The organism is Nocardia sp. NPDC004340 (assembly GCF_053602575.1).
Genome location: NZ_JBSGDW010000007.1, coordinates 80401 through 105362, shown reverse-complemented (window position 1 = coordinate 105362; position 24962 = coordinate 80401). Strand labels below are relative to the sequence as shown.

The following is a 24962-nucleotide window of genomic DNA, read 5'->3' as shown; positions in this document are numbered from 1 at the left end:
GGTGATGGGCGCGCGAACAGTGGCCGGGCATTCGCGATGAATGTCGCGTGTTCAGCGCGTCGGCGGCGTGGCGCTCACCGGGTCATGCGCACCGGCAACGACTTGAGGCCGTTATTGAGGTTCGAACGGATGCGGCGGGCGTCGCCGGTCTGCTCCAGCTTCGGGAAACGCGCCAGCAGCTCCTCGAAGAACACCCGGCCCTCCAGCCGTGCCAGGTGCACGCCCAGGCAGAAGTGCTGGGCCAGACCGAAGGACAAGTGCGGGTTGGGGTTGCGGCGGATGTCGAAGCGGCCGGAATCGGCGAACACGTCCTCGTCGCGATTGGCCGAGGTGTACCACATGGCCACCTTGTCGCCCGCCTTGATCGGGACACCGCGGATCTCGGTGTCGGCGGTCGCGGTGCGGCGGAAGTAGTGCAGCGGGTTGGCGAAACGCAGGATCTCCTCCACCGCACCGGGAATCAGCGACGGATCCTCGCGCATCGCGGCCAGCTGCTCGGGGTGCTGCATCAGCAGTTGCAGCCCGGAGGACAGCATGGTCTTGGTGGTGTCGTTGCCCGCGGTCACCAGCTGGGTGAAGAAGCTGCCGAACTCCAGGTCCGACATGGCGTTCCCGCCGAAGGAACCGGCCAGGATGAGCGAGGTCAGGTCCTCCTTCGGCGGCTCGGCGCGCCGCGCCATGGAGAACTGGATGGCGTAGATGGCCATATTGGTGAGCTCGGCGGTGACGTCGAAGTCGCCGACCAGATCCGGATCCTGTTGGCTGACCGACTGTTCGGCCCAGCGGCGCAGGCTCGGCCAGTCCTCCGCCGGAATCCCGAACAGCCCGCCGACCACCTGGCTGGGCAGCACGCCCGCCACGTCGTGCACGAATTCCACATCGCCGTCGACACTGTCGAGCAGGGCGGCGGTGAGCTCGCGGACGCGGTCCTCCATATCGCCGACCACCCGCGCCTTGAAATGCTCGGCCAGCGGCTTGCGGTATTCGGTGTGCCGCGGCGGATCCATCATGAGCAGCATGTTGCGGGTCTGCTCGAGCCGTTCGGGCGGCTGGTTCTCCAGGATCACGCCCTCGATCTCGGCGGAGAACAACTCCGGATTGCGGGCCACGTGCGCCACGTCCGCGTGCTTGAGGATCGCCCAGTACCCGGGCTCGCCCGGCATCTCCTGCCAGTGCACGGGATCGGTGCGCCGCAGCTCGGCGAAGATCTCGTGGATCGGTCCCGCCACATACAGCTCGGGGTCATAGATGTCGCTGACCGTGCCCACGGTCCACCTCGGTATTCACTTGCGGGTATGCCTGTTTCGCTTCGGACGCTAATCCCGGACGCGACCCGGCGGCGCGGTTCCGGAGGGCGGTCCCAGTCAGTGGACCGCCATGAACCACCATGGACGCCATGTCTGTTGCCGCGATCGTGTTCGACATGGACGGTGTGCTCATCGACACCGAACCCATCTGGGAGGAGGTGCGGCGCGAGTACATCGACGAGATGCGCGGGCGCTGGCTGCCCGACACCCAGGACCGGTTCATGGGGATGAGCACCGCGGAATGGTCGCGGTACCTGAGCGAGGACCTGCTCGACGGCCGCCGCACCCCCGACGAGGTCGCCGAGGACGTCGTCTCCCGCATGGCCGCCCGCTACGCCGACCACCTCCCGCTCATGCCCGACGCCGTCGCCACCGTGCGCCGCCTGGCCGCGAGCTACACCCTCGGCCTGGCCAGCTCCTCCCCGCGCCGGCTCATCGACGTGGTGCTCGACCACATGGGCGTCACCGACCTGTTCGCGGCCACGGTGTCCACCGAGGAGGTCGAGCGCGGCAAGCCCGCCCCCGACGGCTACCTCGAGGCCGCCGCCCGCCTCGGCCTGGACCCGGGCGTCTGCGTGGCGATCGAGGATTCCAGCAACGGCCTGCGCGCCGCGCACGCCGCCGGGATGACGGTGATCGCGGTCCCGCACCCCAAATATCCGCCCGCCGCCGACGCCCTCGCCGCGGCCGCCTACGTCGCCGACGACCTGACGCAGGTCACACCCGAACTCGTATCGGAATTCCGCTGACCACCTCGGTGTTCCGAACGATCGGCGACCACATGGTCGTCCCGGGTGACCCAATGGGAGGATTTGACCTATGTCCGAACAGACCGCCGCACCGCAAACCCCCGCCACCGATCCGGCGGCCGAACCGGTCAAGCTGTGGGCCGAACGCACCGGCACCCGCGCCTACACCGGCCGTAACAACCGCGGCGGCGAGGTCCTGATCGCGTCCGCGGGCGTGCCCGGCGCCTTCACCCCGGGTGAGCTGCTGAAGATCGCGCTCGCCGGCTGCACCGGCCTGAGCTCCGACTTCACCCTCGCGCGCCGCCTGGGCGATACCTTCGACGCCACCGTCCACGTCTCCGGCGACGCCGACCGCGAGAACGAGCTCTACCCCGAGCTGAACGAGGAGGTCGAGCTCGACCTCAGCGAACTCGATGAGGAGTCGCGGCAGCGGCTGCTGGTCGCCGCGCAGCGCGCCATCGACAAGGTGTGCACCGTCGGCCGGACCCTCAAGGCGGGCACCACGGTCAACCTGACCTTCCGCGTCGACGCATGAGCGATGCCCCGGTCCGGCTCAGCGCCTGGGTACACGGCCAGGTCCAGGGGGTCGGCTTCCGTTGGTGGACCCGGTCACGCGCCCTGGAGCTGGGCCTGACCGGTTACGCCCGCAATCATCGCGACGGCCGCGTGCACGTCATCGCCGAAGGACCCCGCGATGCCTGCGAATCGCTGCTCGGCCTGCTACGTTCCGGTAATACACCAGGTCGGGTAAACCTGGTGGTGGAAGACTGGGGTCCCGCCGCGGGCGGAATGACAGGATTCGAAGAACGCTAACGCGCGGCGAGCCCACGGAGTCGACGAATGGCCACTGATCGTCCCGGCGGTCCGGACAACCCGGACCGTCCCACCCCCGACCCCGCGCACCCGTCCGAACGCCCCAGTCCGCCAAGCGAATCCGCCGATTCTGGCAAATCCGGCAATCCGGCCGAGCCGACGCCGGACGCTCCCACCCCGACGCTCCGATTCCCCGCTCCGGAGCCCGGCGGGAGTCAGCCGACGCTGCCACTATCCGGCACATCCGCGAACCCGCCCGATGCGGGCGAACCTCACCCGACCCATCCGCTCGCCGGTGAATCCCACGGCGGCGCGGGCGCTTTCGGCAGTCCCGGCGCGGCACCGCTCGGCGCGGTCACCCCGCCGCCCGGCGTCGAGCCGCCGTTCACGCTGCCGATGCCGTCACTGGAACCCGACGCCCCGCCGGTGCCCGCGGTTCCGGAACCGCCGCGGCGCGGGAGCATCATCTCGCAGGAAGCGGGGATCACGCAGCCGCGCCCGCCGACGGTGGCCGAGGTGCGAGCCCGGGAGAAGGCGCGCAAACGGGCCGAAGAGCAGCAGCAGGCCGAGGCGGAGGCCGCGGAAGCCAAGCAGCGCAAGAAGAAGCGGGTCCTGATCGGCGGCGCCGCCGTGGCGGGCATCGCGGCGCTGGTCGGCGGCGGCTACCTGGTGGCCTCGGCCTGGAGCGGACCCGACGTGACCGCGTCCTGCACGGTGGTCGCCGACAAGGGCGAGATCGTGCCGATCGGCAACGGGCAGACCGTGACCGCCGACCGCGACAACCAGGAGATCGTGGTCCCCGACAACTACTGCTCGAGCGCCACGTCCAGCGGGCACCCCGGAACGCACACGAGCACGTTCATCTACCTGGGCCACTCCTACCGCTACTACTACGGCGGCAACACCACCATCGGGCGCGCGCCCACCGGTGGCACCACGGTGGCCCCCAAGGGCGCGACAGTGAAGACCAAGAGCGGCAGCACGATTCAGCGTGGCGGCCTCGGAGCGAAGATCGGTGGAGGTTCCTAGTGCGGCGGGTTCGCAGCACTCCGCGGCCGGGCTGGCAGCGGATCATCGAAGGTCAGGGTCTGGTCTACGGCTCTCCCGGGCAGTACGCCGACGGTCAGCCGCGGCCCTACTGGGACGAATCGGTGCACTACGAGTTCGACATGGACGAGATCCTCGCCATGGAGGCGCAGGTCGAGGTGCTGCACTCGATGTGCCTGCACGCGGTCGAACAGGTCGTCCTCATGGAGCGTTTCGCCGATTTCGGTCTGCCGCAATGGAGCTGGGAGCACATCACCAAGTCCTGGCACCGCTCCGACCCACACGTCTACGGGCGCTTCGACCTGCGCTACGACGGCCGCGGCCCGGCGAAACTACTGGAGTACAACGCCGATACGCCCACCTCCCTGCTGGAGGCGGCGATCGTGCAGTGGCACTGGCTGACCGACACCCACCCCGACGACGATCAGTGGAATTCCCTGCACGAGAAGCTGGTCGAGCGCTGGGGTGAGTTGCGCGAGAACCTGCCGGGCAGTCAGCTGCACTTCACCTGGTCGGGTTCGGACGGTTCCGGCGAGGACAACGTCACCACCGCGTACATGCAGGAGACGGCCGCCGAGGCCGGGTTCGACACCATCGCCCTGCCCATCGAGGAAGTCGGATTCGACACGGAGCTGGACCGTTTCGTGGATCTGGCCGAGGCCCCGATCGAGGCGATCTTCAAGCTGTACCCGTGGGAATGGGCCCTGGACGACGACTTCGGCCGCCGCGTGGTGGAGTCGCTGCCGGAGACCATGTGGATCGAACCGCTGTGGAAGACGCTGCTGTCGAACAAGGCGATCCTGGCGGTGCTGTGGGAGATGTACCCCGGCCACCCCAATCTGCTGCCCACCTACCTCGACGATCCGCACGAGCTCACCGAGTACATTCGCAAGCCCAAACTGGGCCGCGAGGGCGCGAACATGACCATCGTCGGCGCGGGCCTGGAAACCGCCACCGGCGGCGTCTACGGCGACGAGGGCTACGTCTACCAATTGCTGGACCCGCTGCCCGAATTCGACGGTATGCGACCGGTACTCGGTGCTTGGATCGTGGGCGACACGTCCGCGGGGCTGGGCATCCGGGAGACCGTCGGCCTCATCACCGATGACAGCTCCACCTTCGTCCCGCACCGCATCCCGCAGTAACCACACCTCGGAGGACCACCGATGACCACCGCTCTCGCCCTCGAAGCCGGGTACTGGCATTCACTCGGCCGCGGCGTAGGCGCCATCCTGGCCTATGCCCTGCTCGGCCTGGTGCTCATGCTGATCGGCTTCCAGGCCGTGGACGTGACCACTCCGGGCCCGCTGCGCACCATGGTGGCGCGCGGTCTGCCCAATGCCGTCGTGATCAGCGCGTCGGCCATGATCAGCATGGCGCTGATCGTGGTGCTGGCCATCTACGCGCAGGCGGGCAAGCTGTCCGAGGGGCTGCTGGCCGCCACCGTCTACGGCCTGGTCGGCATCGTGGCCCAGGTGATCTCGGTGCGCGTGCTCGAATTCGTGATCGGCATCGATATCGGCGAACTGCTGAAGAAGCCGGAATTCAGCACCGAGTCCCTGGTGGTGGCGGCCGCTCAGTTCGCGATCGGCCTGGTGGTCGCGTTCGCGATCCTCTGACCGGTCAGCGGACCCGGCTGTACTTGATGAAGGCCACGCCGTCCTCGAAGATCCGGCTGGTGAGCACCCGGAACTTGGCCGGTTCGGGCAGCCGTCCGGCGGCTCCGAACAGCGGCCGCCCGTGCCCCAGCACGATCGGGTACAGCTTCAGGAACACCTGATCGATCTCCGGCAGCAGGGTCTGGGCGAGCTCGCCGCCGCCGCACAGCCAGATGCCGAGTCCCTTCTCCCGCTTGAGCTCCCGCACCCGGGTGAGCGGATCCTCCGAGATCAGGTCCACCCCGGCCGCGGGGCTCTCCGGCAGCGTCGTGGACACCACGAACTGCCGCAGATGCGAGTACGGGCTGGACGTGCCGGTCCGCACGCCGAAGTCGTGGGTCTTGCGGCCCATGATCACGGTGTCGAAGTTCTGGCACGGTTTGTCGACGCCGATCACCTCACGAACCTTGGTCGGCAGCGTCTCTGGATACTGCGCCATGATCGCGGGCCCGTGATCACCCCCGACCGGGAAGAAGTCGACCGAGCCGTCATCGGTGGCGATGAATCCGTCGATGGTGGCCGCGACGTAGTAAGTCAGTTTGCGCATGTGCTTCCTCCAGCCGGCACCACGCGTGCCGCTACTGAAAAGGTAGCGCCTGAACCTGAGCGATAGGCCGGGTCCGAGATAGTCGGATTGCCCGGCTCGGAAGAAAACCTGCTGGTCTCAGGCGCGGAAGCGCCCTGGACGGCGGCATCTCACGCTAATCGAACGCTGCGTGAACTTTCCCCGTCGTCCACTCCACGATCCTCAGCCGCGGGGGCGGGGCTGGCAGCGGGGGCAGGAGAACGAGGAGCGGTTCATGAACTTCTCGCGGCGCATGAGGGCGCCGCAGCGGCGGCAGGGCTCGTCCTCGCGGCCGTAGGCGTTGAGGGAGCGCTCGAAGTAGCCGGACTGACCGTTCACATTGACGTAGAGGGCGTCGAAGGAGGTGCCGCCCGCGCGGAGGGCCTCGTCCATGACGGTGCGGGTCTCGGCGAGCAGGGTGTGCAGAGCGTGGCGGGTCAGCGTGGCTGCGGGGCGCTCGCCGTGGATCTCGGCTCGCCACAACGCCTCATCGGCGTAGATGTTGCCGACGCCGGAGACCACGGTCTGGTCCAGCAGCAGGCGCTTGATCTCGGATTGCTTGCCGCGCAAGGTCTTCACCACGGCATCGGCGTCGAAACGCTCGTCCAGGGGGTCGCGGGCGATGTGGGCCGCGGATTCCGGCACCCAGGTGCCGTCCACCTCGACCAGGTCGGAGAGCTGCCAGCCACCGAAGGTGCGCTGGTCGACGAAACGGAGTTCATGGCCGTCGTCGAGGGTGGCGATGATGTGCGCGTGCTTCTCGAGCGGCGCGGACGCGGGCTGGACCAGCATCTGCCCGGACATGCCGAGATGCACGACCAGGGAGGTGTCGGGCTCGTCGAAGGTGAGCCACAGGAATTTGCCCCGCCGGTGCGCGGCGTCGACGCGCAGACCCGTCAACCGGGCGGCGAGGTCGTCCCCACCGAACGCGTGCCGCCGCACCGAACGCGGGTGCTTGACGGTGACGCTGTCCAGGACGCGGCCCACCACATGCTCGGTGAGTCCGCGCCGGACGACTTCGACCTCGGGAAGTTCGGGCATCTAGCTCTGCGAGCCGTCGGCCGAACCCTCGGGCGCGTTATCGGCGTTCAACGACCGGTAGGCCGCGCCCGCGGCCTTCTGCTCCGCTTCCTTCTTGGAGCGGCCCACCCCCTGGCCGTAACCCTTCCCGCCGATCACCGCGGTGGCGGTGAACTCCTTGTCGTGGTCGGGTCCGGTGGAGGTGATCTCGTAACTGGGCACGCCGATGCCGCGCTCGGCGGTCAGCTCCTGCAGGCTCGTCTTCCAGTCGAGCCCGGCCCCCATGCGGGGACCGCGCTCGAGCAGAGCGGCGAACAGGCGCAGCACCACTTCCCGCGCGACATCGATGCCGTGCTGCAGGTGCACCGCACCCAGCAACGACTCCATGCCATCGGCGAGAATGCTGGGCTTGTCCCGGCCGCCGGTGAGCTCCTCGCCCTTACCGAGCAGCAGGTGGCGGCCGAGACCGCCGGCGCCCAGGCCGCGAGCGACCTCGGCGAGCGCGTGCATGTTGACAACGCTCGCACGCAGCTTCGCCAGTTCGCCCTCGGACTTGTCCGGGTGCTCCAGATACAGGCGCTCGGTAATGCTCAGGCCGAGCACCGAATCGCCCAGGAATTCCAGGCGCTCGTTGGTCGGCAGGCCACCGTTCTCGTAGGCGTACGACCGGTGCGTGAGCGCGAGGCGCAACAGCTCCGGCTGTACGTCTACGCCGAGCGCCTCGAGCAGACTGGCATGGTCGGCGGCATCACCTACGGCGGGAATATCCGCCGCGTCCTTGCTGGCGGTCACGGTGGGCTATACGCGAATCAGATCGCGGAGGTGACCTGACGGCCCTTGTAGGTGCCGCAGCTCGGGCAAGCGATATGCGGCAGGGTCTGCTGACCGCAGGCGCGGTTCGGGCAGGTGATCAGGGTCGGCGCGGTGGCCTTCCACTGGCTGCGACGCGCGTGGGTGTTGGCACGGGACATCCGGCGCTTCGGAACGGCCACGACTAGCTCTCCTCTGTCTTACTTGCGGCACCGTTGTGTCCCGCAAGGGTGGAATCGGTTGATGGGTCCGACGCAGTGTCTGCGTCGGTGGACTCAGCGGTGAAATTCGCGAGCCCGGCCCAGCGAGGGTCAAGTATCTCATGACCGTGGCCGGAACCCGCAATCGCCATCTTGACCCCGCATTCCGGGCACAAACCCGCGCAGTCCGGCTCGCACAGCGGCTGCAGCGGCAGCTCCATGCCGGCGCCGTCGACGATCACCGGCTCGAGGTCGATGAAATCGTCCACCAGACGCGGGATCTCGTCTTCCTCGGTGGTCTGCTCGGTCGCGCTGTCCGGGTAGGCGAACAGTTCGGTGAGGTGCAGTTCGAGCTCGTCGGTGAACGAGTCGAGGCACCGCGAGCATTCGCCCTCGATGGGAGCGGTGACCGTGCCGGTGACGAGGACGCCCTCGGACACCGACTGCAGCGTGAGATCCAGCTCGACCTCGGCGCCGGCCGGGATCGCGACGAGATCGAGGCCGATCTTCTCCGCGATCGTCACGGTGCGGCGCAGCTCGCGCATGGATCCGGGGGCGCGTCCGAGACTGCGTACGTCCAGCACGAAGCCCGCGTCCGTCAACTTGTGACGATGACGCGAACCATTACCGGAATCGGCCGACATCTTCTGAACTCACCTTCACACTGGCTGGGAATGGGCAACCACCCCACAATACCGAAAGCCCCGCTCGCGGCCCAAATGGGCCGAGGCGGGGCGATCGGGCCGTCTATCAGCGACGGAAGCCGGGCGACTCGGTGCGGAACTCGGAGGCGTAGTCCGGCACGGACGAGTCCGAACGCACCTGGTGGCGGCCGCGGCCGATGATGCGCAGGGTGTTGTGCAGGGTCTCCTCGAAGTCGGCGAGCTTGCCGTCGACGTAGTCGTCGCATTCGGAGCGCAGGCGGTCGGAGTCGGCCTGGGCGGTGTCGATGAGCCGGGCCGATTCGGTGTGGGCGGCGCGGACCACCTCGGTCTGGGAGACCAGGCGATCCTGTTCGGCCTTGCCGTCGGCGACCGAGCGGTCGTAGGAGGCCTGACCGGCGGCGGCGAGCCGGTCGGCCTCGGCGCGGGCCCGGCCGGTGAGGGAGTCGTACTCCTTCTGACCGTCGGACACCGTGCGCTCGGCCTCCTCCTCGGCCGAGGCGACCAGGTGGTCGGCGTGGGCGCGGGCCTCGGCGACCATGCGGTCGGCGTGCGCCTTGGCGTCGGCCAGGATGCGGTCGGCCTCCTCGCGGGCGGACGACACGGTGTGGTGGGCCTGGTCGTTGGCGGTCTTGACCGTGGTCTCGGCGCCGGTGCGGGCGTCGGTGACGATCTTGTCGCGGTGATCGAGCACGTCCTGGGCGTCGTCGAGCTCGCCGGGCAGCGCCTCGCGGACGTCATCGAGTAGCTCCAGCACCTCGCCGCGCGGCACGATGCAGTTTCGGGTCGGCGGGATGCCGCGGGCCTCTTCGATGATGGCCACCAGTTCGTCGAGCGCTTCGAATACCCGGTACATGTGCTACCCCACTCTCCTGCCAGGACTCACGGCGAGACTCTCCGCTTCAGCCAGTCTGCCAATCTCCGCGCTGTCAACAAGGTCCGACACGGCGTGTCGCGGGTTTTCCGCAACATGGCCTGTTTCACAGATCCGGCAGGGAAAACAAGTGGAGGAAATAGCTCCACTTGGTTTACCGTTGAGGAGCAAGACAAGTAATGGCGTGTTCGGATGGGGTAGACGATGGCTGTCCACGAGATTCCGGAGCGGGCGACGATGCCCGTGCCCGGTCTGGTGCACACCTATACCCTCGGTTCCGAAGCCTTCGCCTACGGCTCCGAGGCGCTCGCCCAGAGCACCGACACCCTGCGCGCGACCGGCGTCCGCTGGTCGGCCCGGATCGGGGCCTGGCTGCGCGGCGGCGCCGCCTTCGCGCAATTGATTCGCTTCGCCCTCGTCGGCGGCCTCAGCAATGTCGGCTACATCCTGCTGTTCCTCGCCCTCTACGGCGGCGGCGCGCAGGTGGCCAATCTGGCCGGATCCATCGTGAGCACCGCGCTCGCCAACGAGATGCACCGGCGGCTCACCTTCCAGGCCGCGGACCGGGTGCGCTGGTACACCGCGCAGATCGAGGGCGGGGCGCTGGCGCTGGCCGGGCTCGCCATCACCTCGGCGGGTCTGGCGATTCTCGAGGTCACCGCACCCGGCATGGGTGATATCGCCGAAGCCGTTGCCGTCCTGGGCATTACAGCCGTGGTCGGCACCATGCGCTTCCTCACCCTGCGGCTCTGGGTGTTCTGAGCCCCACTCCCCCATATGTTCTCCGCGAACGCGGGAACCTCTTTCGCCGCGTCGGCGTCCAAGCCAGTATCGACGACGAAAGGGGTTCCGACATGGACCGTGGGCGCGGATGCCTTGGGGGACGGCGGGATACGAGCGGACCACGGCCCCAGCGACCCCCGGGACGGGGGTGCCGATCGTGCGTGCGGCACCGGCGTCCGCGGCCGCCCCGGCAGGAGGGCTGATGACCACCATCGCGACGACCACCGCCACCGATGCGACCGTCGGCGACGCCACGGCGACCGGCTCGGCCGCATTCCCGGTGACCGGATCGACCGAGGCCACCGGCCGGGCACGGGCGAGGGTCGACGGTGGACGACATTGCGGGGCACGGGAATCCCGGAAGGCGCTGCTCGCGGGGTGTGGCGCGCAGCGGGGTGTGGGACGGCAATCGGGTGCCGGACCGCGGGGCAGGTCCGGGCAGCGGGTGCACGAACCGATGCCGACCGCGCTCGACCGGCGCGAGCAGCATCGGCGATTGATCGGGGCCCTGCTGCCGGAGATGGCCGTGGGCAGTGTGGTGAGTCATCAGTCGGCGGCTGTGCTGTACGGGACCACCTTGTGGCGGACGCCGCTGGATCGGGTGTGCGTGACCCGCAATCGCAAGGGCGGCGGGCGGACCCGGCCGTTCGCGAAGGTCCATGGCTCGCCGGTGGATCGCGCGGTCGAGGTCGACGGACTGCCGGCCACCACCCCGGCGCGGACCGTGGTGGATCTGGCGCTGACGCTGCCGTTCGAGGCGGCGGTCGTCGCCGGTGACGCGCTGGCCGGCAGGTTCGGACTGACCACGGCCGAACTCGGCGAGGAGATCGCGAAGGCCAAGGGCCGCTACGGCATCGGCCAGGCGAAAGAGGTGATCGCCCTGCTCGACGGCCGCAGCCAGAGCATCGGGGAATCGCTCAGCCGCACCATGATCGAACGGCACGCGCTGCCGCTGCCGAGTTCCCAGGGCAATGTCTTGACCCCGGACGGCCGTTTCGTGGCGCGCGTCGACTTCTACTACGAGTCCGCGGGCGTGCTGTGCGAGTTCGACGGCCCCACCGAATACGGCCGCCTACTCCGCCCAGGCCAGGACTTCGCGGCCACCATCCACCGCGAGCGAATCCGCGAAACCTACCTGCGCGCCCTGGGTTTCGAGGTGGTCCGCTGGACCTGGGACGACCTCATCCGTGACCGTGCGGCCCGCCGCCTGCGCGCCGCCCTGTCCCGCTCCCGACCCCGCCCCGACGGCCGAATCGAGCCCGCCCCCGCAATACCTGCCCGTCCGGCCTCGATCCGCGCGTTGTGACGCGGGCACGCACCCGCTGGGCCGTATGGGGTTGCGGCCCAGGGGGATGCGGGGTTTCGTCAGGCGTTGGCTTTGCGTTCGGCGATGCGGGCCATGAGGCGCTTGTGGACGGCCGGGGGCAGCAGGTCGGCGATGTCGCCGCCGAGCGTCGCCACTTCCTTGACCAGGGAGCTGGAGACGAAGCTGTAGGCGGGGTTGGTGGCGATGAAGTAGGTGTCGACCCCGGTGAGCTTGCGGTTCATCTGCGCCATCTGGACTTCGTAGCCGTAGTCGGTGGCGTCGCGCAGGCCCTTGACGATCGCGGTGATGCCTTCCTGCTTGGCGAAGTCCACCAGCAGTCCGCGCCAGGATTCCACACGCACGTTGGGCAGGTGGGCGGTCACCTCGCGGATCAGCTCCATGCGTTCCTCGACGGTGAACATCCCCTGCTTGTTGGGGTTCACCACCACGGTCACGACCACCTCGTCGAATTGCTCGGCGGCGCGGGCGATCACGTCGAGATGTCCGTTGGTCACCGGGTCGAAGGACCCGGGGCACAGTGCTCCAGCCATGGCCGCACGCTACCGCATTCCGGGGTAGCATCCGTGTCCGCCCCAAACTTCACAAAACGGACATGCCTGGTCAGCTATGGTTTTGCAACCCGGAAACTGCTCGCCTCCCGTTCGAGAACTGTTCGGTTTGCTCGCGTTGATCGTTTGCGAAACCAATTGCGAAGCTGCATCGGCAATCTCGTTCGTTACAGAAAGCAGTAAAATGTCAAGGGCATCGTTGGGTCGGAAAATCGCAGTCACCGTGGCTGCGGCGGTGAGCGCGGTGACGGCCGTGAGCGGCGTGATCGGGGCGACCGCATCGGCTGATCCGGGCGCCAAGCCGGACCATATCTTCTACATCATGATGGAGAACGAGGGCGACGCCCAGATTCTCGGCAATACCGCCGACGCTCCGTACATCAACCAGCTGGCCGCGCGCTACAACGTGTCCACCGGTTTCCACGGCGTCACCCACCCCTCGCTGCCGAACTACCTGTCCATGTTGTCCGGCGACTTCCAGGGCATCTGGGACGACTGCAAGGCCGGCGCCGACGTCAAGTGCGCCCCTGAGGAATTCGTGTCCGACTCCGGCGACGGCACCTCCGGCGCCTCGCTGACCCCGGAGCAGATCGCCAGTGCGAGCGCCAAGCCGCACATGTTCGGCGGCCGCACCCTGGTCGACGAGCTCGAGGACAAGGGCCTGTCCTGGAAGGCCTACATGGGCGCCATGCCGCAGGCCGGTTTCCAGGGCGAGTTCGCGCCCGGCAATGTCAACGGCACCACGGTGAAGCTGTACGCCGAGAAGCACAACCCGTTCATGTACTTCTCGGGCATCAACTCCCCCGGCAACGCCCGCCTGCAGAAGGTGGTGCCGTTCGAGAACAACTTCGACGCCGATCTGGCGAGCGGCAAGGTGCCGAACTTCACCTGGATCAGCCCCGACCAGTGCGATGACATGCACGGCCTGTCCCCGGCGGCCGCCGCGATCATCAACAAGCCGACCTGCGCCTACCCGGATTCCGGTGTGTCGCACGGCCCGATCCACCTCGGTGACGACTACCTGAAGGCGACCGTCACCAAGATCATGAACTCGAACACCTGGAAGACCTCCAACTCCTCCATCGTGATCGCGTGGGACGAGAACGACTACTCCGGCTTCTCCGGCGGCCCGGGCAGCCCGGTCGGCAAGAACGGCACCGTGCTCGGCGGCGGTGACGCCCCGCTGCTGGTCATCAACTCCAAGGAGGGCCCGCACCACTCGTCCGCCGACGTGATCGACCACTACTCGGTCCTGGCCACCATCGAGCAGATGTGGCACCTGGGCTGCCTGGCCAACACCTGTTCCCCGAAGACCTCTGGATCGCTGCGAGACATGTTCGCAGCCTGACTCTTACGCATTCGCGTTGCCCGTCGTGCGGTGCACGACGGGCAACGCCCAGTTCTCCCCAGGCACCGCGTGGACCGGACCGCCGTACCGGTGACGGTCAGGCCGGATAGCTGTGGATCTCGGTGGCTTTCACCGCGGCCCACAGCCGCAGACCGGGTTGCAGGCGCAGCTCGGCGACGGCCGCGGGTGTGACATCGGCGAGCACCGATGGCGTTCCGTCGAGTCGGACGCGGGTCGTGTTGGCGTGTTGTTCCACGCCCGCCACGGTGACCTGCCACGTATTGCGGGGACTGCCGGACGGCTGTTCGAGGTGCAGGCTGACCGCGGTCGGTGGGAAGGCCAGGAATACCGGGCCCGAGGCCGGGTCGGCGACGGCGAGCACGCCCCCGCCCTCGACAGACACCGAACCGTTGTCGGCGGTGCCGCGAAACAGGTTGAGGCCGACCAGGTTCGCGACATAGTCCGAACGCGGACGGCGGGCGATCTCGACCGGTGCGCCCTGTTGGACCACCGCACCGCGCTCGAGGATCACGAGCCGGTCGGCCAGCACCATGGCATCGAGCGGATCGTGGGTGACCAGCACCGTGTGCCCGGGATAGTCACGCAGATGGTGGGCGAGATCGCTGCGTACCTGCAGCCGGGTGCTGGCGTCCAGCGCCGCGAGCGGCTCGTCGAGCAGCAGCAATTGGGGGTCGGTGGCCAAGGCGCGGGCCAACGCCACCCGTTGGGCCTGACCGCCCGAGAGCGCTCGGGGCGTGCTGTGCGCGTGGTCGGCGAGGCCGACCCGGTCCAGCCATGTCTCGGCGCGAGCGCGGGCCTCGGAACGACGCACACCCCGCGCGCGGAGACCGAAGGCCACGTTCTCCCGAGCCGAAAGGTGCTGGAACAGCAGATAATCCTGGAAGACGACGCCCACTTCGCGCCGTTCGGCGGGCAGGAAGATCGCGGGCGGCGCATCCCAGACCCGGTCGGCCACCGCGATCCGGCCGCCGGTGAGCGGCAGCAGACCGGCCAGTGCCCGCAGCGCGGTGGTCTTCCCGGCCCCGTTGGGACCCAGCAGCGCGACGACCTCACCGGGTTCGACGGTCAGGTCGACGTCGAGGCGGAATCGGTCCCGCTCGACACGGAGTTCGGCGTGCAGTGTCACACCGCACCTCGAATCCAGCGTTCCCGCAGCGCGACCAGCACACCGACCGACACCACGAGTAGCACCAGGCTGAGCACGATCGCGGCGTCCGGATCGGTCTCCAGCGCGAGATAGACCGCGAGCGGCATGGTCGTCGTCTTCCCGGGGAAGTTGCCCGCGAAGGTGATGGTCGCGCCGAACTCGCCGAGCGCCCGGGCCCAGCACAGGACACCGCCCGCGATCACCCCCGGCAGTACCGCGGGCAAGGTGACACGACGGAAGGTGTACCAGGGGGACGCACCCAGAGTGGCGGCCGCCTCCTCATACCGGGTATCGGCGGCCCGCAGCGCGCCTTCGACCGAGATCACCAGAAAGGGCATGGCCACGAACGCCTCCGCGACGACGACCCCCGGCGTGGTGAACGGCAGCGACACCCCGAACCAGTCGTACACGTATTGCCCGAACAGCCCTCTGCGGCCGAAGACCAGCAGCAGCGCGACACCGCCGACCACCGGGGGCAGCACCAGCGGAACGGTCACCAGCGCCCGGATCAGCCCGCGTCCCGGCACGTTCCCGCGGGCCAGCAGCCAGGCCAGCGGGATCCCCAGCACGAGACAGATCACCGTCGCCAGGCTCGCGCACAGCAGTGAGAGCCGTAGTGCCCGAGCGACTTCGGCGCTGAAGAGCCGTGTGGTCAGCGTCGGCCAGGGAGCGCGCACCAGCAGCCCGATCAGCGGTGCGATCAGGAAGGCCAGCGCGCACACGGCGGGCAGCACGAGGGCGAGCGGACGTCGCCCTCGTGCTGCCCGCCGACGCGTTCCGGCTCGCGTCACCGACGCGACCCGGAACGGGTGAGGGGACGCCTCACGGGGTTTCGAATCCGGCGGCGGCGAAGACCTGCTTGGCCTGGGCCGACTTGATGTAGTCGACGAACGCCGCGGCGGCGGCCGCGTTGGGGGCCTTGGCCAGCGGCGCGATCGGATAGGCGTTGACGGCCTTGGCCGACTCCGGGAAGTCGATGCCCTCGACCTTGTCGCCCGCGGCCTTCACATCGGTGCGGTACACGAGTGCGCCGTCCACCTCGCCGAGGGTGACCTTGGTGAGCACCGCCTTCACGTCCTGCTCCCGGGTGTCGGGCTGCGGGGTGATGCCGGCGGCTTCGAAGACCTTCTTGGCGGCCGCGCCGCAGGGCACCTGCTCGGCGCACAGCGCCAGCTTGGGCTCGGACTTGCCGAAGTCGGCGAGCCCGGTGATGTGGCCCGGATTGCCCTTGGGCACGGCGATTTCCAAGCGGTTGCTGACGAAGGTGGCGGGCGTGCCGGTGACGTCACCGGCGTCGACGACCTGCTGCATGTTGGCGGGTGCGGCCGAGGCGAACACGTCGGCGGGCGCCCCCTGCTTGATCTGCTCGGCCAGCGCGGAGCTGGCCCCGAAGCTGTAGACCACCTTGACACCCTGGTGCGCGGCCTCGAAATCCTTGCCCAGCTTGGTGAACGTCTCGGTCAGCGACGCCGCCGCGAACACGGTCACCGTGCCGGTGACCTGATCCGATCCGGCCGGGGTGTCCTTCTTGTCGTCGGAGCCACAACCGGCCAGACCGGCGGTGACTGCGAGCACGGCGGCGACCGCGCCGAGGCGACGGAATGTCTTCATCCTCATCAACTTTCTGGTATTTCGACCACGACGTGGGTCGATTTCACCGAGGCGACGGCGACGCTGCCGACCTCGAGTCCGAGTTCGTCGACCGATTCCCGGCTCAGCAGCGATACCAGCCGGAACGGCCCGGCCTGCATCTCGACCTGGGCCATCACCGTGTCCTTGACGATGCGGGTCACGATCCCCCGCATCCGGTTGCGCGCCGAGACCGCGACGGTGACGCCCGGCTCCGGAGTTTCCGCGGACATGCTGCGCAGCAACTCCGCCAGATCCTGTCCGCGCACGCCCAGCCGGCCGTTGTCGAGCCGGACCGACTGCAGCCGTCCCTGGTCGATCCAGCGGCGCACGGTGTCATCACTGACACTCATCAGCGCGGCGGCTTCACTGATCCGCAAGTTCGTCACGATAGGCAGCATATTGCCGAATCTGCGGGACGCAAGCGGTATCACCGGGGCAACGGCAACAATTCGACCAGGGCGCCGCGCCCGGCTCCCGGCGGCAGCAGAGCCAGGGCGTCGGCGTGCAGCAGATTCGCCAGATGCGCGGTTCCGGCTACGCCGTTGGCACGCCACACGCCGCCCTCGACCTGGCGTGCGGGGACGATGCGAAGGAGGTCGGCGGGGGCCGCGGCATCGGCGATCCGGCCCCACAGCGCCGGGGAGTCCCGCCGGTCGGTCAGCGCGCGTACCAGCGCGGGACCGGTCACCAGGGTGGCCGCGATCGCGGCGAGTGGATTGCCCGGCAGGGCGAGCAGGGTACGGCCATCGGGTAGCCGGGCCACCAGATGAGAACCGCCCGGGCGCATGCGCGCCCCGTCGAAGATGACGTGGGCGCCGATCTCGGCCAGGACCTCGCGCAGGTGATCGGCGACGCCACGCCCGGTCGCTCCGACCGTGACGGCGAGTTCGGCGTCGGTGTCGAGCTCGAACCAGGTGCGCAGCAGCGCGCGGTCGTCGGGCAGCCGGGTCAGGCGGCCCATGCCGATGTCACAGTGCCGCAGATAGAGCGGCAGCACCGCACCGAGCGCGTCACGGACCTGCCCGGGCGCGAGCTCCCCCGAGCCTCGAATCTCGTCTCCCGTGATGAGCACATCGGCGCGCAATGGACCGCGCACCATGGCGATCGGGGTTTCGGCGCTCTGCGCCACCGAGATCACCGCGGCGTCCACCCGGACCCGCGCCGGCGTCAATTCGTCACCGTCGGACCAGGATTCGCCGCGCAGCCGCATGTCGTTGCGATGCGGCACGCCCGGTGCGAGCACGACCGTGGCCTGTCCCCCGATCCGCTCGATGTGCGCGTGCTCCGACCGCACCACCGCCGTGGCGCCGACGGGCGTCAGCGCGCCGGTCGAGATGCGAACGGCCTCACCGTCGGCGAGTGCGATCCGGGATCGCCGCCCGGCGATGCAGGTCCCGATCAGCAGTCGCCAGCGCGGCCCGCGGCCACCCACGGCGAACCCGTCCATGGCCGCGGTGTCGGCCGCCGGCAATGCCGCCGTCGCGGCCAACGGCTCGGCCAGTGTCGCACCCACGGCATCCGCCAGGACGGCGTATCGCGACGGAATCGCGGTCAGCGCCGAACGCAACACGGCATCGATCCCGTCCACGGTCACAGCGGATCCGCTGACTGGCTCGATGGATCGGGATCGCAGGGTGCTCACGCATCCGCCCTTCACATGTCGGCGACTTTTTCATAATCCTCAATTACGGAGATTTCACCTGTCTTGCTCCGTAGTTGCTTGTCTGTTGCCGCCTTCTCACCCTCATTCGCGGTTGGCTGTGCGGGCCGGAAGAACGCACAGACGGGCCCGCGCCGCGGAGAGGCGAACGTAACCACTCACGTGACCGGGCGGTAACAGCCCGTTCCTAGCGTGAAGAACACGGACCGAGAGCAGGGCGAGGCGAAGGGGAGAACTGCGGTGGCGGCAACCGATTCCGGAGCGGCGACAGGCACGGTGCGCACGGTGTGCTCGTACTGCGGCGTGGGATGCGGGATCGCACTCGAACTCGACACCGGACCGGACGGCAACCGGATCCGAAAAGCCGCCGGGGACAAGGCACATCCGGCCAACGCGGGCCGGCTGTGCACCAAGGGCGGCAGTCATGCCGACCTGATGGCGGCCGACGGCAGGATGACCACCGCGCTCGTGCGCGCCGAGCGCGGGATGCCGCCGGAGCCGACTCCTCTCGACACCGCGATCACCGCGACCGCCGCTCGCCTGCGCGCCCTGATCGACGAACACGGCCCGGACGCGGTCGCCTTCTACGTGTCGGGTCAAATGACCCTGGAGGCACAGTATTTGGCGAACAAGCTGGCCAAGGGGTTCATCGGAACCAATCAGATCGAATCCAACTCGCGACTGTGCATGGCCAGTGCGGGCAGCGGCTACAAACTCTCCCTCGGCGCGGACGGTCCGCCGGGTTCCTACGACGATTTCGACCACGCGGACGTGTTCTTCGTCATCGGCGCGAACATGGCCGACTGCCACCCGATCCTGTTCCTGCGCATGATGGATCGGGTCAAGGCCGGCGCGAAATTGATCGTGGTCGATCCGCGCCGCAATGCCACCGCCGACAAGGCCGATCTGTTCCTGCAGATCAAGCCGGGCACCGATCTGGCTCTCCTGAACGGGCTGCTGCACCTGCTGATCGAGAACGGCCACACCGACCCGGACTTCATCGCCGAGTTCACCGAGGGCTGGGAGGCGATGACGGATTTCGCGCGCGACTACCCGCCCGCCGCCGTCGCCGAGATCACCGGGCTCCCCGCCGACGACATCCGCCGCGCCGCCGAACTGATCGGCACGGCCGGTGAGTGGATGAGCTGCTGGACGATGGGCCTCAACCAGTCCACCCACGGCACCTGGAACACCAACGCCCTGGTCAACCTGCACCTGGCGACCGGGGCCATCTGCCGCATCGGCAGCGGCCCGTTCTCGCTCACCGGCCAGCCCAATGCGATGGGCGGCCGGGAGATGGGCTACATGGGACCGGGGCTGCCCGGGCAGCGCTCGGTTCTGGTCGACCAGGACCGGGAGTTCATCGAGCAACTGTGGCAACGCCCGCCGGGCACGCTGCGCACCGATGTCGGCACGGGCACCATCGACATGTTCACCAGGATGGCGGCCGGTGAGATCAAGGCCTGCTGGATCATCTGCACCAATCCCGTTGCCACCGTGGCCAATCGGAAGACCGTCCTGGCGGGGCTGGAAGCCGCGGAACTGGTGATCACCCAGGACGTCTTCGCCGAGACCGAGACCAACGCCTACGCCGACGTCATCCTGCCCGCCACCCTGTGGGTCGAAGGTGAAGGCGTGATGATCAACTCCGAGCGCAACCTCACCCTGGTCCGGAAATCGATTCCGGCGCGGGGAGAGGCGCTCCCGGACTGGCAGCTCATCGCCCGCATCGCCTGTGCCATGGGGTATTCCGACGCCTTCACCTACGGCGACTCGGAGGAGATCTTCGAGGAGATCAAGCGCACCTGGAACCCGAAGACCGAATACGACCTGCGCGGAGCCACCTACGATCGGCTGCGCGAGGGCCCGCTGCAATGGCCGATCGCGCCGGACGGACCGGCGCGCAACCCGATTCGCTACCGCAATGACGGCATCAGCCGGCCGCAACAGGTTCGTGAGGACGGCGCCACGCCGCGCCTGTGGTTTCCGACCGCCTCCGGCCGTGCGGTGTTCTTCCCCCGCCCCCACCTGCCCGCCGCCGAACTGCCCGACGACGACTACCCGTTCGTGCTCAATACCGGCCGAGTCCAGCACCAGTGGCACACCCTGACCAAGACGGGCCGCGTCGCCAAGCTCAACAAGCTCAATCCCGGGCCATTCCTCGAGATCCACCCCGAGGACGCGGCGAAACTCACCGTCGCCGAGGGTGATTGGGTCGAAGTGGCTTCACGGCGCGGTCGCGCCGTCTTGCCGGCCGTGGTCACCGATCGCGTGCGGGTCGGCACCACCTTCGCCCCGTTCCACTGGAACGACCTGTTCGGCGAGTACCTGACCGTCAACGCCGTCACCAACGACGCCGTGGACCCGATCTCGTTCCAACCGGAGTTCAAGGTCTGCGCGGTCACCCTGGCCAAGGTCGCCGCCCCGATCCGGCCCGAACCCGCCGCGACCCCCGAACCCGTGGTGACCGCGCCGACCGCACCCGCTGCGCTCGTGTCGGTGCGAACCGATGATCGGGCGCTGGCCGCGGCCGCGGTGCTCGGAATCGCCGACCTCGGCGCGCCTGTCCTGACAGACCTCGAATCCTCTTATCTGTCAGGGTTTCTCGCGGGGGTGCGGCAGACCGGGGACGCCGAGGTGATGCCCGCCGTCCCGGCGGCGAATCCGCTGCGCCCCACCGTCACGGCCTGGGTCGACGGCCTGCTCGCGGGCATGTTCACACCGCACGCCCGCATCAGCCCGGCGGGTTCGCTCGCGACGATCGCACCCGCGACTGCCCGGTCTGCCGAACCGGCGACGCCGGAAGCCGCCACACCGACCCGCCCACTGCTGATCCTGTGGGCCTCGCAGACCGGCAATGCGGAGGATTTCGCCACCGGAACTCTCACCGACACGCTGACCGCGCGCGAGCTGACCCCGGTCGTACACGCCATGGATGCGATCTCCGCCGCCGATCTGCCTCGCGCGGCCGACATCATCGTCGTGAGCAGTACCTTCGGCGATGGCGACGCCCCGGACAATGGAGCGGGATTCTGGGATTCCCTCACCGCACTGTCCGAATCCGCCTTCGCCGGAACACGATTCGCGGTGCTGGCCTTCGGGGACTCGAACTACGACGCGTTCTGCGGCCACGGCAGACGTCTCGACGATCGGTTGGCCGAACTCGGCGCCGAGCGGCTGATCCCCCGCGTCGACTGTGAACCGGACTTCGACGACTCCGCCGCGACCTGGCTCGAACAGCTCCTCCCGGCCCTCACCGTTCCCACCGGCGGCGCGACGACCGCGGCGCCGGCTCCCGCGCCGACCGTCAACGCCCGCCCGGAATCCGGCGGACCATCCGGCCGGCTGGTGGGCAATCGGCTGCTGAGCCTGCCCGGCGCGCAGAAGGAGGTCCGCCAGTTCAGCTTCGACCTGACCGGCACCGATCTGAGCTACGACGTCGGTGATGCCCTCGGCGTGCGGCCGTTCAACGATCTGGGGCTGGTGTGGGAGTTCCTGGCGGTCACCGGACTCGATCCCGCCGCCGTGGTCGAGGTGCCGAAGGTCGGCCCGGTGCCGCTGTCCATCGCGCTGGAGGAACATCTCGACCTGACCAAGGTGACGCCGGACCTGCTGAAGTACCTGGCCGAATGCACGGCCGATCCCTATCTGCGCACCTTGCTGCGCCAGGACAACAAGGGCGAGTTGGCCAAATGGCTGTGGGGTCGGCAGCCGGTCGACATCGCCGCCGACTATCCGGTGCCCGCCGACCCGCAACGGTGGGCCGACATGTTCAAACGCATTCAACCGCGCCTGTATTCGATCTCGTCGAGCCCGTTGGCGGACCCGGCAATCGTGCGCACCACCGTCTCGGTCATCCGCTATCCCGGTCCGACGGGCCGACCTCGGGGCGGGCTCTGCTCGGCGTATCTCGCCGACGCCGAGCAGGATCAGCCCCTGGCGCTGCACGTCCAGCGTTCGCCGCACTTCCGCCCGCCCGACGATCCGGCCGTGGCCGCCATCATGATCGGCCCCGGCACCGGCGTCGCGCCGTTCGTCGGCTTTCTCGAACACCGGCGGGCGCGCGGCGACCACGCCCCCAACTGGCTCTTCTTCGGTGAACAGCACCACGCCACCGACTTCTACTATCGCGACGAGCTCGAACAGCTCCAGCGGCAAGGCGTCCTGACCCACCTCGATCTCGCCTTCTCCCGCGACCAGCGCGCCAAGGTGTACGTCCAGGACCGCATGCGCGAACACGGTGCGCGACTGTGGCATTGGATCGATTCCGGCGCCCACTTCTACGTCTGCGGCGACGCCTCCCGCATGGCCAAGGACGTCGATCTCGCCTTGCGGGAGATCATCGCCCATCACGGCAACCTGGACACCGATGACGCCGACGCCTACGTCAAGAAGCTCGCGGCCGAGAAGCGGTACGTCCGCGACGTGTACTGACGAACAACCTCATCTACGGAGATCACCGCCCGGAAGTCACTCATTCACGGAACAATCCGCCCGATCGTCCCGAAATCTCGACTACCCTGGACGAATGAGCGAGCAGGATTTCCCTCCCGAGCTGGCCGCGATCGTCGGCCGATACGAACTCGCTTTCCTGGTCAGCATCGGGGATCTGGGACCGCACACCACGCCCCAGCATCCGATCCTCAACGTCAACCGCTTCCAGATCACCGCACCCGGACCCGCGACCTGCCGCAACATCTCGACCCACCCCGCGGTGACCCTGCTCTGGCCACCGGTCGAGCCCGATGGCCACGTGCTGATCATCGACGGCCACGCGGTCCTGCGCGACCACACCTTGGACGTCATCCCGACCCACGCCATCCTCCATCACACCGGTACGCAGGACATGAGCCGGCGTTGCGCCGACTGCCGCCGTTTCCACCTCGCACCTCCGTACGCGCTGAGCTGAACCACATACCCTGCGCCGATTCAGGTTTCGACCGCGACCGGGAAGCCGAAGGCCGGGACCAGGGACGGGTCGTTGAAGGCGGTGATGCGAGCGACGCGTGAGCCGATCAGGGTGAGCACCTGGATGCCGTACGCGTCGTAGCGGCCCGTGGGGGCGCGTTTGTAGACGACGAAGGCGGGCTGCCCGTTCGCGCGGGTCGGGAGCATGCGCCACAGGCCCGGAGTCAGGATGCGGGCGGTGAGGAAGCCCGCTACCGCGTCGCGGCCGGTGAACCAGGTTGGGGTGGGCGGCATTTCCATTTCGACGTCGGCGCGCAGCAGGGCGACCAGGGCGGCGTGGTCGGCGCTGGTGAAAGCGGTGACATAGTCGTCGAGCAGGCGGCGTCGCACGCGTTCGTCGGGTTCGGCCAGGTCGGTGGCGACCGGGCCGGCCTGGGCCAGGCGAGATCTGGCGCGACGCAGGGCGCTGTCGACGGCGGTCGGGGTGGTGTCGAGGATGGCGGCGACTTCGGTGGATCGGAAGGCGAGGACGTCGCGGAGGGTGAGCACGGCGCGCTGGCGGGCGGGCAGCAGTTGCAGGGCCGCGATGAAGGCCAGGCGGATGCCTTCGCGGCCGGTCACGATGGCGGCCGGGTCGTCGAATCCGAATACCGCGTCGGGTGCGGGTTGCAGCCACGGCACCGTGGGCTCGCGGGCGGCGACCGCCACCCGGTGATCGTCCTCGGGCGCGCCGAGCCCGGACGGCAGCGGTCTGCGCGCCCGGCCTTCCAACGCGGTCAGGCACGCCATGGTGGCTATCTTGTACAGCCAGTGCCGCACCGAGGACCGGCCCTCGAACCCGCCGTAGCCTCGCCAGGCCCGCAGGTAGGTCTCCTGTACCAGGTCCTCGGCGTCCTGCACCGATCCGAGCATCCGGTAGCAGTGCGCGAGCAGTTCGGGCCGGAATCTCTCGGTGAGAGAACCGAATTCACGCTCGGCCGGGCGTTCGGTCTCGGCGGCTCGTTCGGTCTCGGCGGGCATGTCCACTACTCCTGCCGGTGCGCTGATGGTCATGGTCGCGCCACCTCAGCCGATCTGCCGCAGCCCGGCGCCGCTCACCAAGTATTCCGCCGAGCTCCCCGGATCCCCGGCAAGTTCGAGCACGGCTTTTCCCACCTGTTCGGGTGTGAGCGCGGGCCCCATCTCCGCGAGATAGGTATCGACGTCGATGCCCTGCCGAGCGGCGTACCCCGCGACCGCCATCGCACCGAGCCCGGTGGCCGGGGTCAGCCGCGGCAGCAGGGCCGTGAACCGAATCCCGAGCCCCGCCCGCTCCGACTCCTCCGCCGCATAGGTCCGAATGAACCGGATCGCCGACTTGGCCCCGGCGTATCCGCCGCTCAACGGCGACCCGTTCAGCGCGGCCCCGCTCGACACGGCGATCACCACACTGCCCGGCGCCAAGGGTTCCCGCAGTGCGGCTCCGGTCCACACGAACGCGTGCTTCGTATCGGTCTCCCAGTTGCGGCTGAAGCTCTCCCAGCTCTGCTCGTGTATCGGTGCCAGCGGCGGCGTCGCCCCGGCGTTGAGCACCAACACCTCCGGCCGGAACTCGCGAATCACCCGCTGCGCCAGCGCTTCCTCGGTGGCATCACCGGTGACGGGCACGAACGCCGCACCGAGCTCGCCCGCTACCTCCCCCAGCGCCTGCCCGTCACGGGCGATCCCGATGACCCTCATCCCCGAGGCGACGAGCGCGGCGGCGATCCCCCGCCCGAATCCCCGGCTCGCACCCGTGACCACCGCGGTCTGCTTCGAATCCGTCATCACTCACTCCCAACTCCGGTCTGTTCCTGTCAGGTATTCAGACCAGCGGGCGGCGAGAAATCCGTCGGGTGTCAGCC

26 protein-coding genes are annotated in these 24962 nt (G+C 68.7%); 11 read left to right on the top strand and 15 right to left on the bottom strand.

Annotated elements, in window-relative coordinates; translation table 11 throughout:
* Positions 1-74: 74 nt before the first annotated feature.
* Entirely contained in the window at positions 75-1268 is a 1194-nt protein-coding gene (locus ACWEOI_RS25925) for a cytochrome P450 (RefSeq protein ID WP_452361286.1), read from the bottom strand.
* Positions 1269-1396: 128 nt separating this feature from the next.
* Between ACWEOI_RS25925 and ACWEOI_RS25920 the strand changes: the two genes are divergently transcribed.
* The 6 genes from ACWEOI_RS25920 (at position 1397) to ACWEOI_RS25895 (ending at position 5535) form a co-directional block, all read left to right on the top strand.
* Positions 1397-2056, top strand: a complete 660-nt coding sequence (locus ACWEOI_RS25920) for an HAD family hydrolase (protein WP_452361285.1) — start codon at positions 1397-1399, stop codon at positions 2054-2056.
* Positions 2057-2126: 70 nt separating this feature from the next.
* Positions 2127-2591 (top strand): OsmC family protein, encoded by a 465-nt coding sequence (locus ACWEOI_RS25915; RefSeq protein ID WP_433671974.1) that lies wholly within the window; start codon positions 2127-2129, stop codon positions 2589-2591.
* On the top strand, positions 2588-2869 hold the full coding sequence (locus ACWEOI_RS25910; protein WP_433671973.1) for an acylphosphatase: 282 nt from the start codon (positions 2588-2590) through the stop codon (positions 2867-2869). The genes ACWEOI_RS25915 and ACWEOI_RS25910 overlap by 4 nt, the downstream gene beginning before the upstream one ends.
* Before the next feature lie 27 nt (positions 2870-2896).
* Positions 2897-3898 (top strand): hypothetical protein, encoded by a 1002-nt coding sequence (locus tag ACWEOI_RS25905; RefSeq protein WP_452361284.1) that lies wholly within the window; start codon positions 2897-2899, stop codon positions 3896-3898.
* A complete protein-coding gene (locus ACWEOI_RS25900; RefSeq protein ID WP_433671971.1) occupies positions 3898-5061 on the top strand; it encodes a glutathionylspermidine synthase family protein in 1164 nt (387 codons plus the stop codon). Before ACWEOI_RS25905 ends, ACWEOI_RS25900 begins: the two co-directional genes overlap by 1 nt.
* A gap of 21 nt (positions 5062-5082) precedes the next feature.
* Complete coding sequence (locus tag ACWEOI_RS25895; protein ID WP_452361283.1) at positions 5083-5535, top strand: DUF350 domain-containing protein; 453 nt, start codon at positions 5083-5085, stop codon at positions 5533-5535.
* A 4-nt stretch (positions 5536-5539) separates the two neighbouring features.
* Here the strand turns inward: ACWEOI_RS25895 and ACWEOI_RS25890 are convergent, their stop codons facing one another.
* The 6 genes from ACWEOI_RS25890 to ACWEOI_RS25865 all read right to left on the bottom strand — a co-directional run bounded on the left by ACWEOI_RS25890 (position 5540) and on the right by ACWEOI_RS25865 (position 9687).
* Complete coding sequence (locus ACWEOI_RS25890; RefSeq protein WP_433671969.1) at positions 5540-6121, bottom strand: dihydrofolate reductase family protein; 582 nt, start codon at positions 6119-6121, stop codon at positions 5540-5542.
* Positions 6122-6322: 201 nt separating this feature from the next.
* A complete protein-coding gene (mutM, locus tag ACWEOI_RS25885) occupies positions 6323-7180 on the bottom strand; it encodes a bifunctional DNA-formamidopyrimidine glycosylase/DNA-(apurinic or apyrimidinic site) lyase (RefSeq protein WP_452361282.1) in 858 nt (285 codons plus the stop codon).
* Entirely contained in the window at positions 7181-7951 is a 771-nt protein-coding gene (rnc, locus tag ACWEOI_RS25880; protein WP_433671967.1) for a ribonuclease III, read from the bottom strand. It abuts the gene before it with no gap.
* Positions 7952-7968: 17 nt separating this feature from the next.
* On the bottom strand, positions 7969-8151 hold the full coding sequence (rpmF, locus tag ACWEOI_RS25875) for a 50S ribosomal protein L32 (protein WP_033088742.1): 183 nt from the start codon (positions 8149-8151) through the stop codon (positions 7969-7971).
* A gap of 2 nt (positions 8152-8153) precedes the next feature.
* Positions 8154-8813 carry a YceD family protein gene (locus ACWEOI_RS25870; protein ID WP_433671966.1) on the bottom strand — a complete coding sequence of 220 codons (660 nt, stop codon included), beginning with the start codon at positions 8811-8813 and terminating at the stop codon, positions 8154-8156.
* 106 nt (positions 8814-8919) lie between these two features.
* Positions 8920-9687, bottom strand: a complete 768-nt coding sequence (locus ACWEOI_RS25865) for a DivIVA domain-containing protein (protein WP_452361281.1) — start codon at positions 9685-9687, stop codon at positions 8920-8922.
* A 222-nt stretch (positions 9688-9909) separates the two neighbouring features.
* Between ACWEOI_RS25865 and ACWEOI_RS25860 the strand changes: the two genes are divergently transcribed.
* Together ACWEOI_RS25860 and ACWEOI_RS25855 are read left to right on the top strand one after the other, a co-directional pair.
* Positions 9910-10467 (top strand): GtrA family protein, encoded by a 558-nt coding sequence (locus ACWEOI_RS25860; protein WP_433671964.1) that lies wholly within the window; start codon positions 9910-9912, stop codon positions 10465-10467.
* A gap of 223 nt (positions 10468-10690) precedes the next feature.
* Positions 10691-11794, top strand: a complete 1104-nt coding sequence (locus tag ACWEOI_RS25855) for a hypothetical protein (RefSeq protein ID WP_452361280.1) — start codon at positions 10691-10693, stop codon at positions 11792-11794.
* A gap of 59 nt (positions 11795-11853) precedes the next feature.
* Here ACWEOI_RS25855 and coaD read toward each other — a convergent pair whose 3' ends face one another.
* Positions 11854-12345: a pantetheine-phosphate adenylyltransferase gene (gene coaD / locus ACWEOI_RS25850; RefSeq protein WP_433671962.1), complete on the bottom strand. Its 492-nt coding sequence runs from the start codon at positions 12343-12345 to the stop codon at positions 11854-11856.
* A 241-nt stretch (positions 12346-12586) separates the two neighbouring features.
* Between coaD and ACWEOI_RS25845 the strand changes: the two genes are divergently transcribed.
* Complete coding sequence (locus ACWEOI_RS25845) at positions 12587-13711, top strand: alkaline phosphatase family protein (protein WP_452361279.1); 1125 nt, start codon at positions 12587-12589, stop codon at positions 13709-13711.
* A gap of 97 nt (positions 13712-13808) precedes the next feature.
* Here ACWEOI_RS25845 and ACWEOI_RS25840 read toward each other — a convergent pair whose 3' ends face one another.
* From ACWEOI_RS25840 to ACWEOI_RS25820, 5 genes are all read right to left on the bottom strand, one after another.
* The gene (locus tag ACWEOI_RS25840; RefSeq protein ID WP_452361278.1) at positions 13809-14858 is read right to left on the bottom strand and encodes an ABC transporter ATP-binding protein; all 1050 of its coding nucleotides are present in this window, start codon (positions 14856-14858) and stop codon (positions 13809-13811) included.
* Positions 14855-15613, bottom strand: a complete 759-nt coding sequence (gene modB / locus ACWEOI_RS25835; protein ID WP_452361277.1) for a molybdate ABC transporter permease subunit — start codon at positions 15611-15613, stop codon at positions 14855-14857. The genes ACWEOI_RS25840 and modB overlap by 4 nt, the downstream gene beginning before the upstream one ends.
* 88 nt (positions 15614-15701) lie before the next feature.
* Positions 15702-16496: a molybdate ABC transporter substrate-binding protein gene (modA, locus tag ACWEOI_RS25830; protein WP_452361276.1), complete on the bottom strand. Its 795-nt coding sequence runs from the start codon at positions 16494-16496 to the stop codon at positions 15702-15704.
* Complete coding sequence (locus tag ACWEOI_RS25825) at positions 16496-16897, bottom strand: TOBE domain-containing protein (protein WP_357097507.1); 402 nt, start codon at positions 16895-16897, stop codon at positions 16496-16498. Before ACWEOI_RS25825 ends, modA begins: the two co-directional genes overlap by 1 nt.
* Before the next feature lie 41 nt (positions 16898-16938).
* On the bottom strand, positions 16939-18105 hold the full coding sequence (locus ACWEOI_RS25820; protein ID WP_452361275.1) for a molybdopterin-binding protein: 1167 nt from the start codon (positions 18103-18105) through the stop codon (positions 16939-16941).
* Between the two features lie 306 nt (positions 18106-18411).
* Between ACWEOI_RS25820 and ACWEOI_RS25815 the strand changes: the two genes are divergently transcribed.
* Positions 18412-22605, top strand: coding sequence for a molybdopterin-dependent oxidoreductase (locus tag ACWEOI_RS25815; RefSeq protein WP_452361274.1), 4194 nt, complete (start codon positions 18412-18414; stop codon positions 22603-22605).
* A 94-nt stretch (positions 22606-22699) separates the two neighbouring features.
* On the top strand, positions 22700-23080 hold the full coding sequence (locus tag ACWEOI_RS25810; RefSeq protein WP_452361273.1) for a pyridoxamine 5'-phosphate oxidase family protein: 381 nt from the start codon (positions 22700-22702) through the stop codon (positions 23078-23080).
* A 20-nt stretch (positions 23081-23100) separates the two neighbouring features.
* Here ACWEOI_RS25810 and ACWEOI_RS25805 read toward each other — a convergent pair whose 3' ends face one another.
* Together ACWEOI_RS25805 and ACWEOI_RS25800 are read right to left on the bottom strand one after the other, a co-directional pair.
* The gene (locus ACWEOI_RS25805; RefSeq protein WP_452361272.1) at positions 23101-24132 is read right to left on the bottom strand and encodes a sigma-70 family RNA polymerase sigma factor; all 1032 of its coding nucleotides are present in this window, start codon (positions 24130-24132) and stop codon (positions 23101-23103) included.
* A 12-nt stretch (positions 24133-24144) separates the two neighbouring features.
* Positions 24145-24885 carry an SDR family oxidoreductase gene (locus ACWEOI_RS25800; RefSeq protein WP_452361271.1) on the bottom strand — a complete coding sequence of 247 codons (741 nt, stop codon included), beginning with the start codon at positions 24883-24885 and terminating at the stop codon, positions 24145-24147.
* Between the last annotated feature and the right edge of the window lie 77 nt (positions 24886-24962).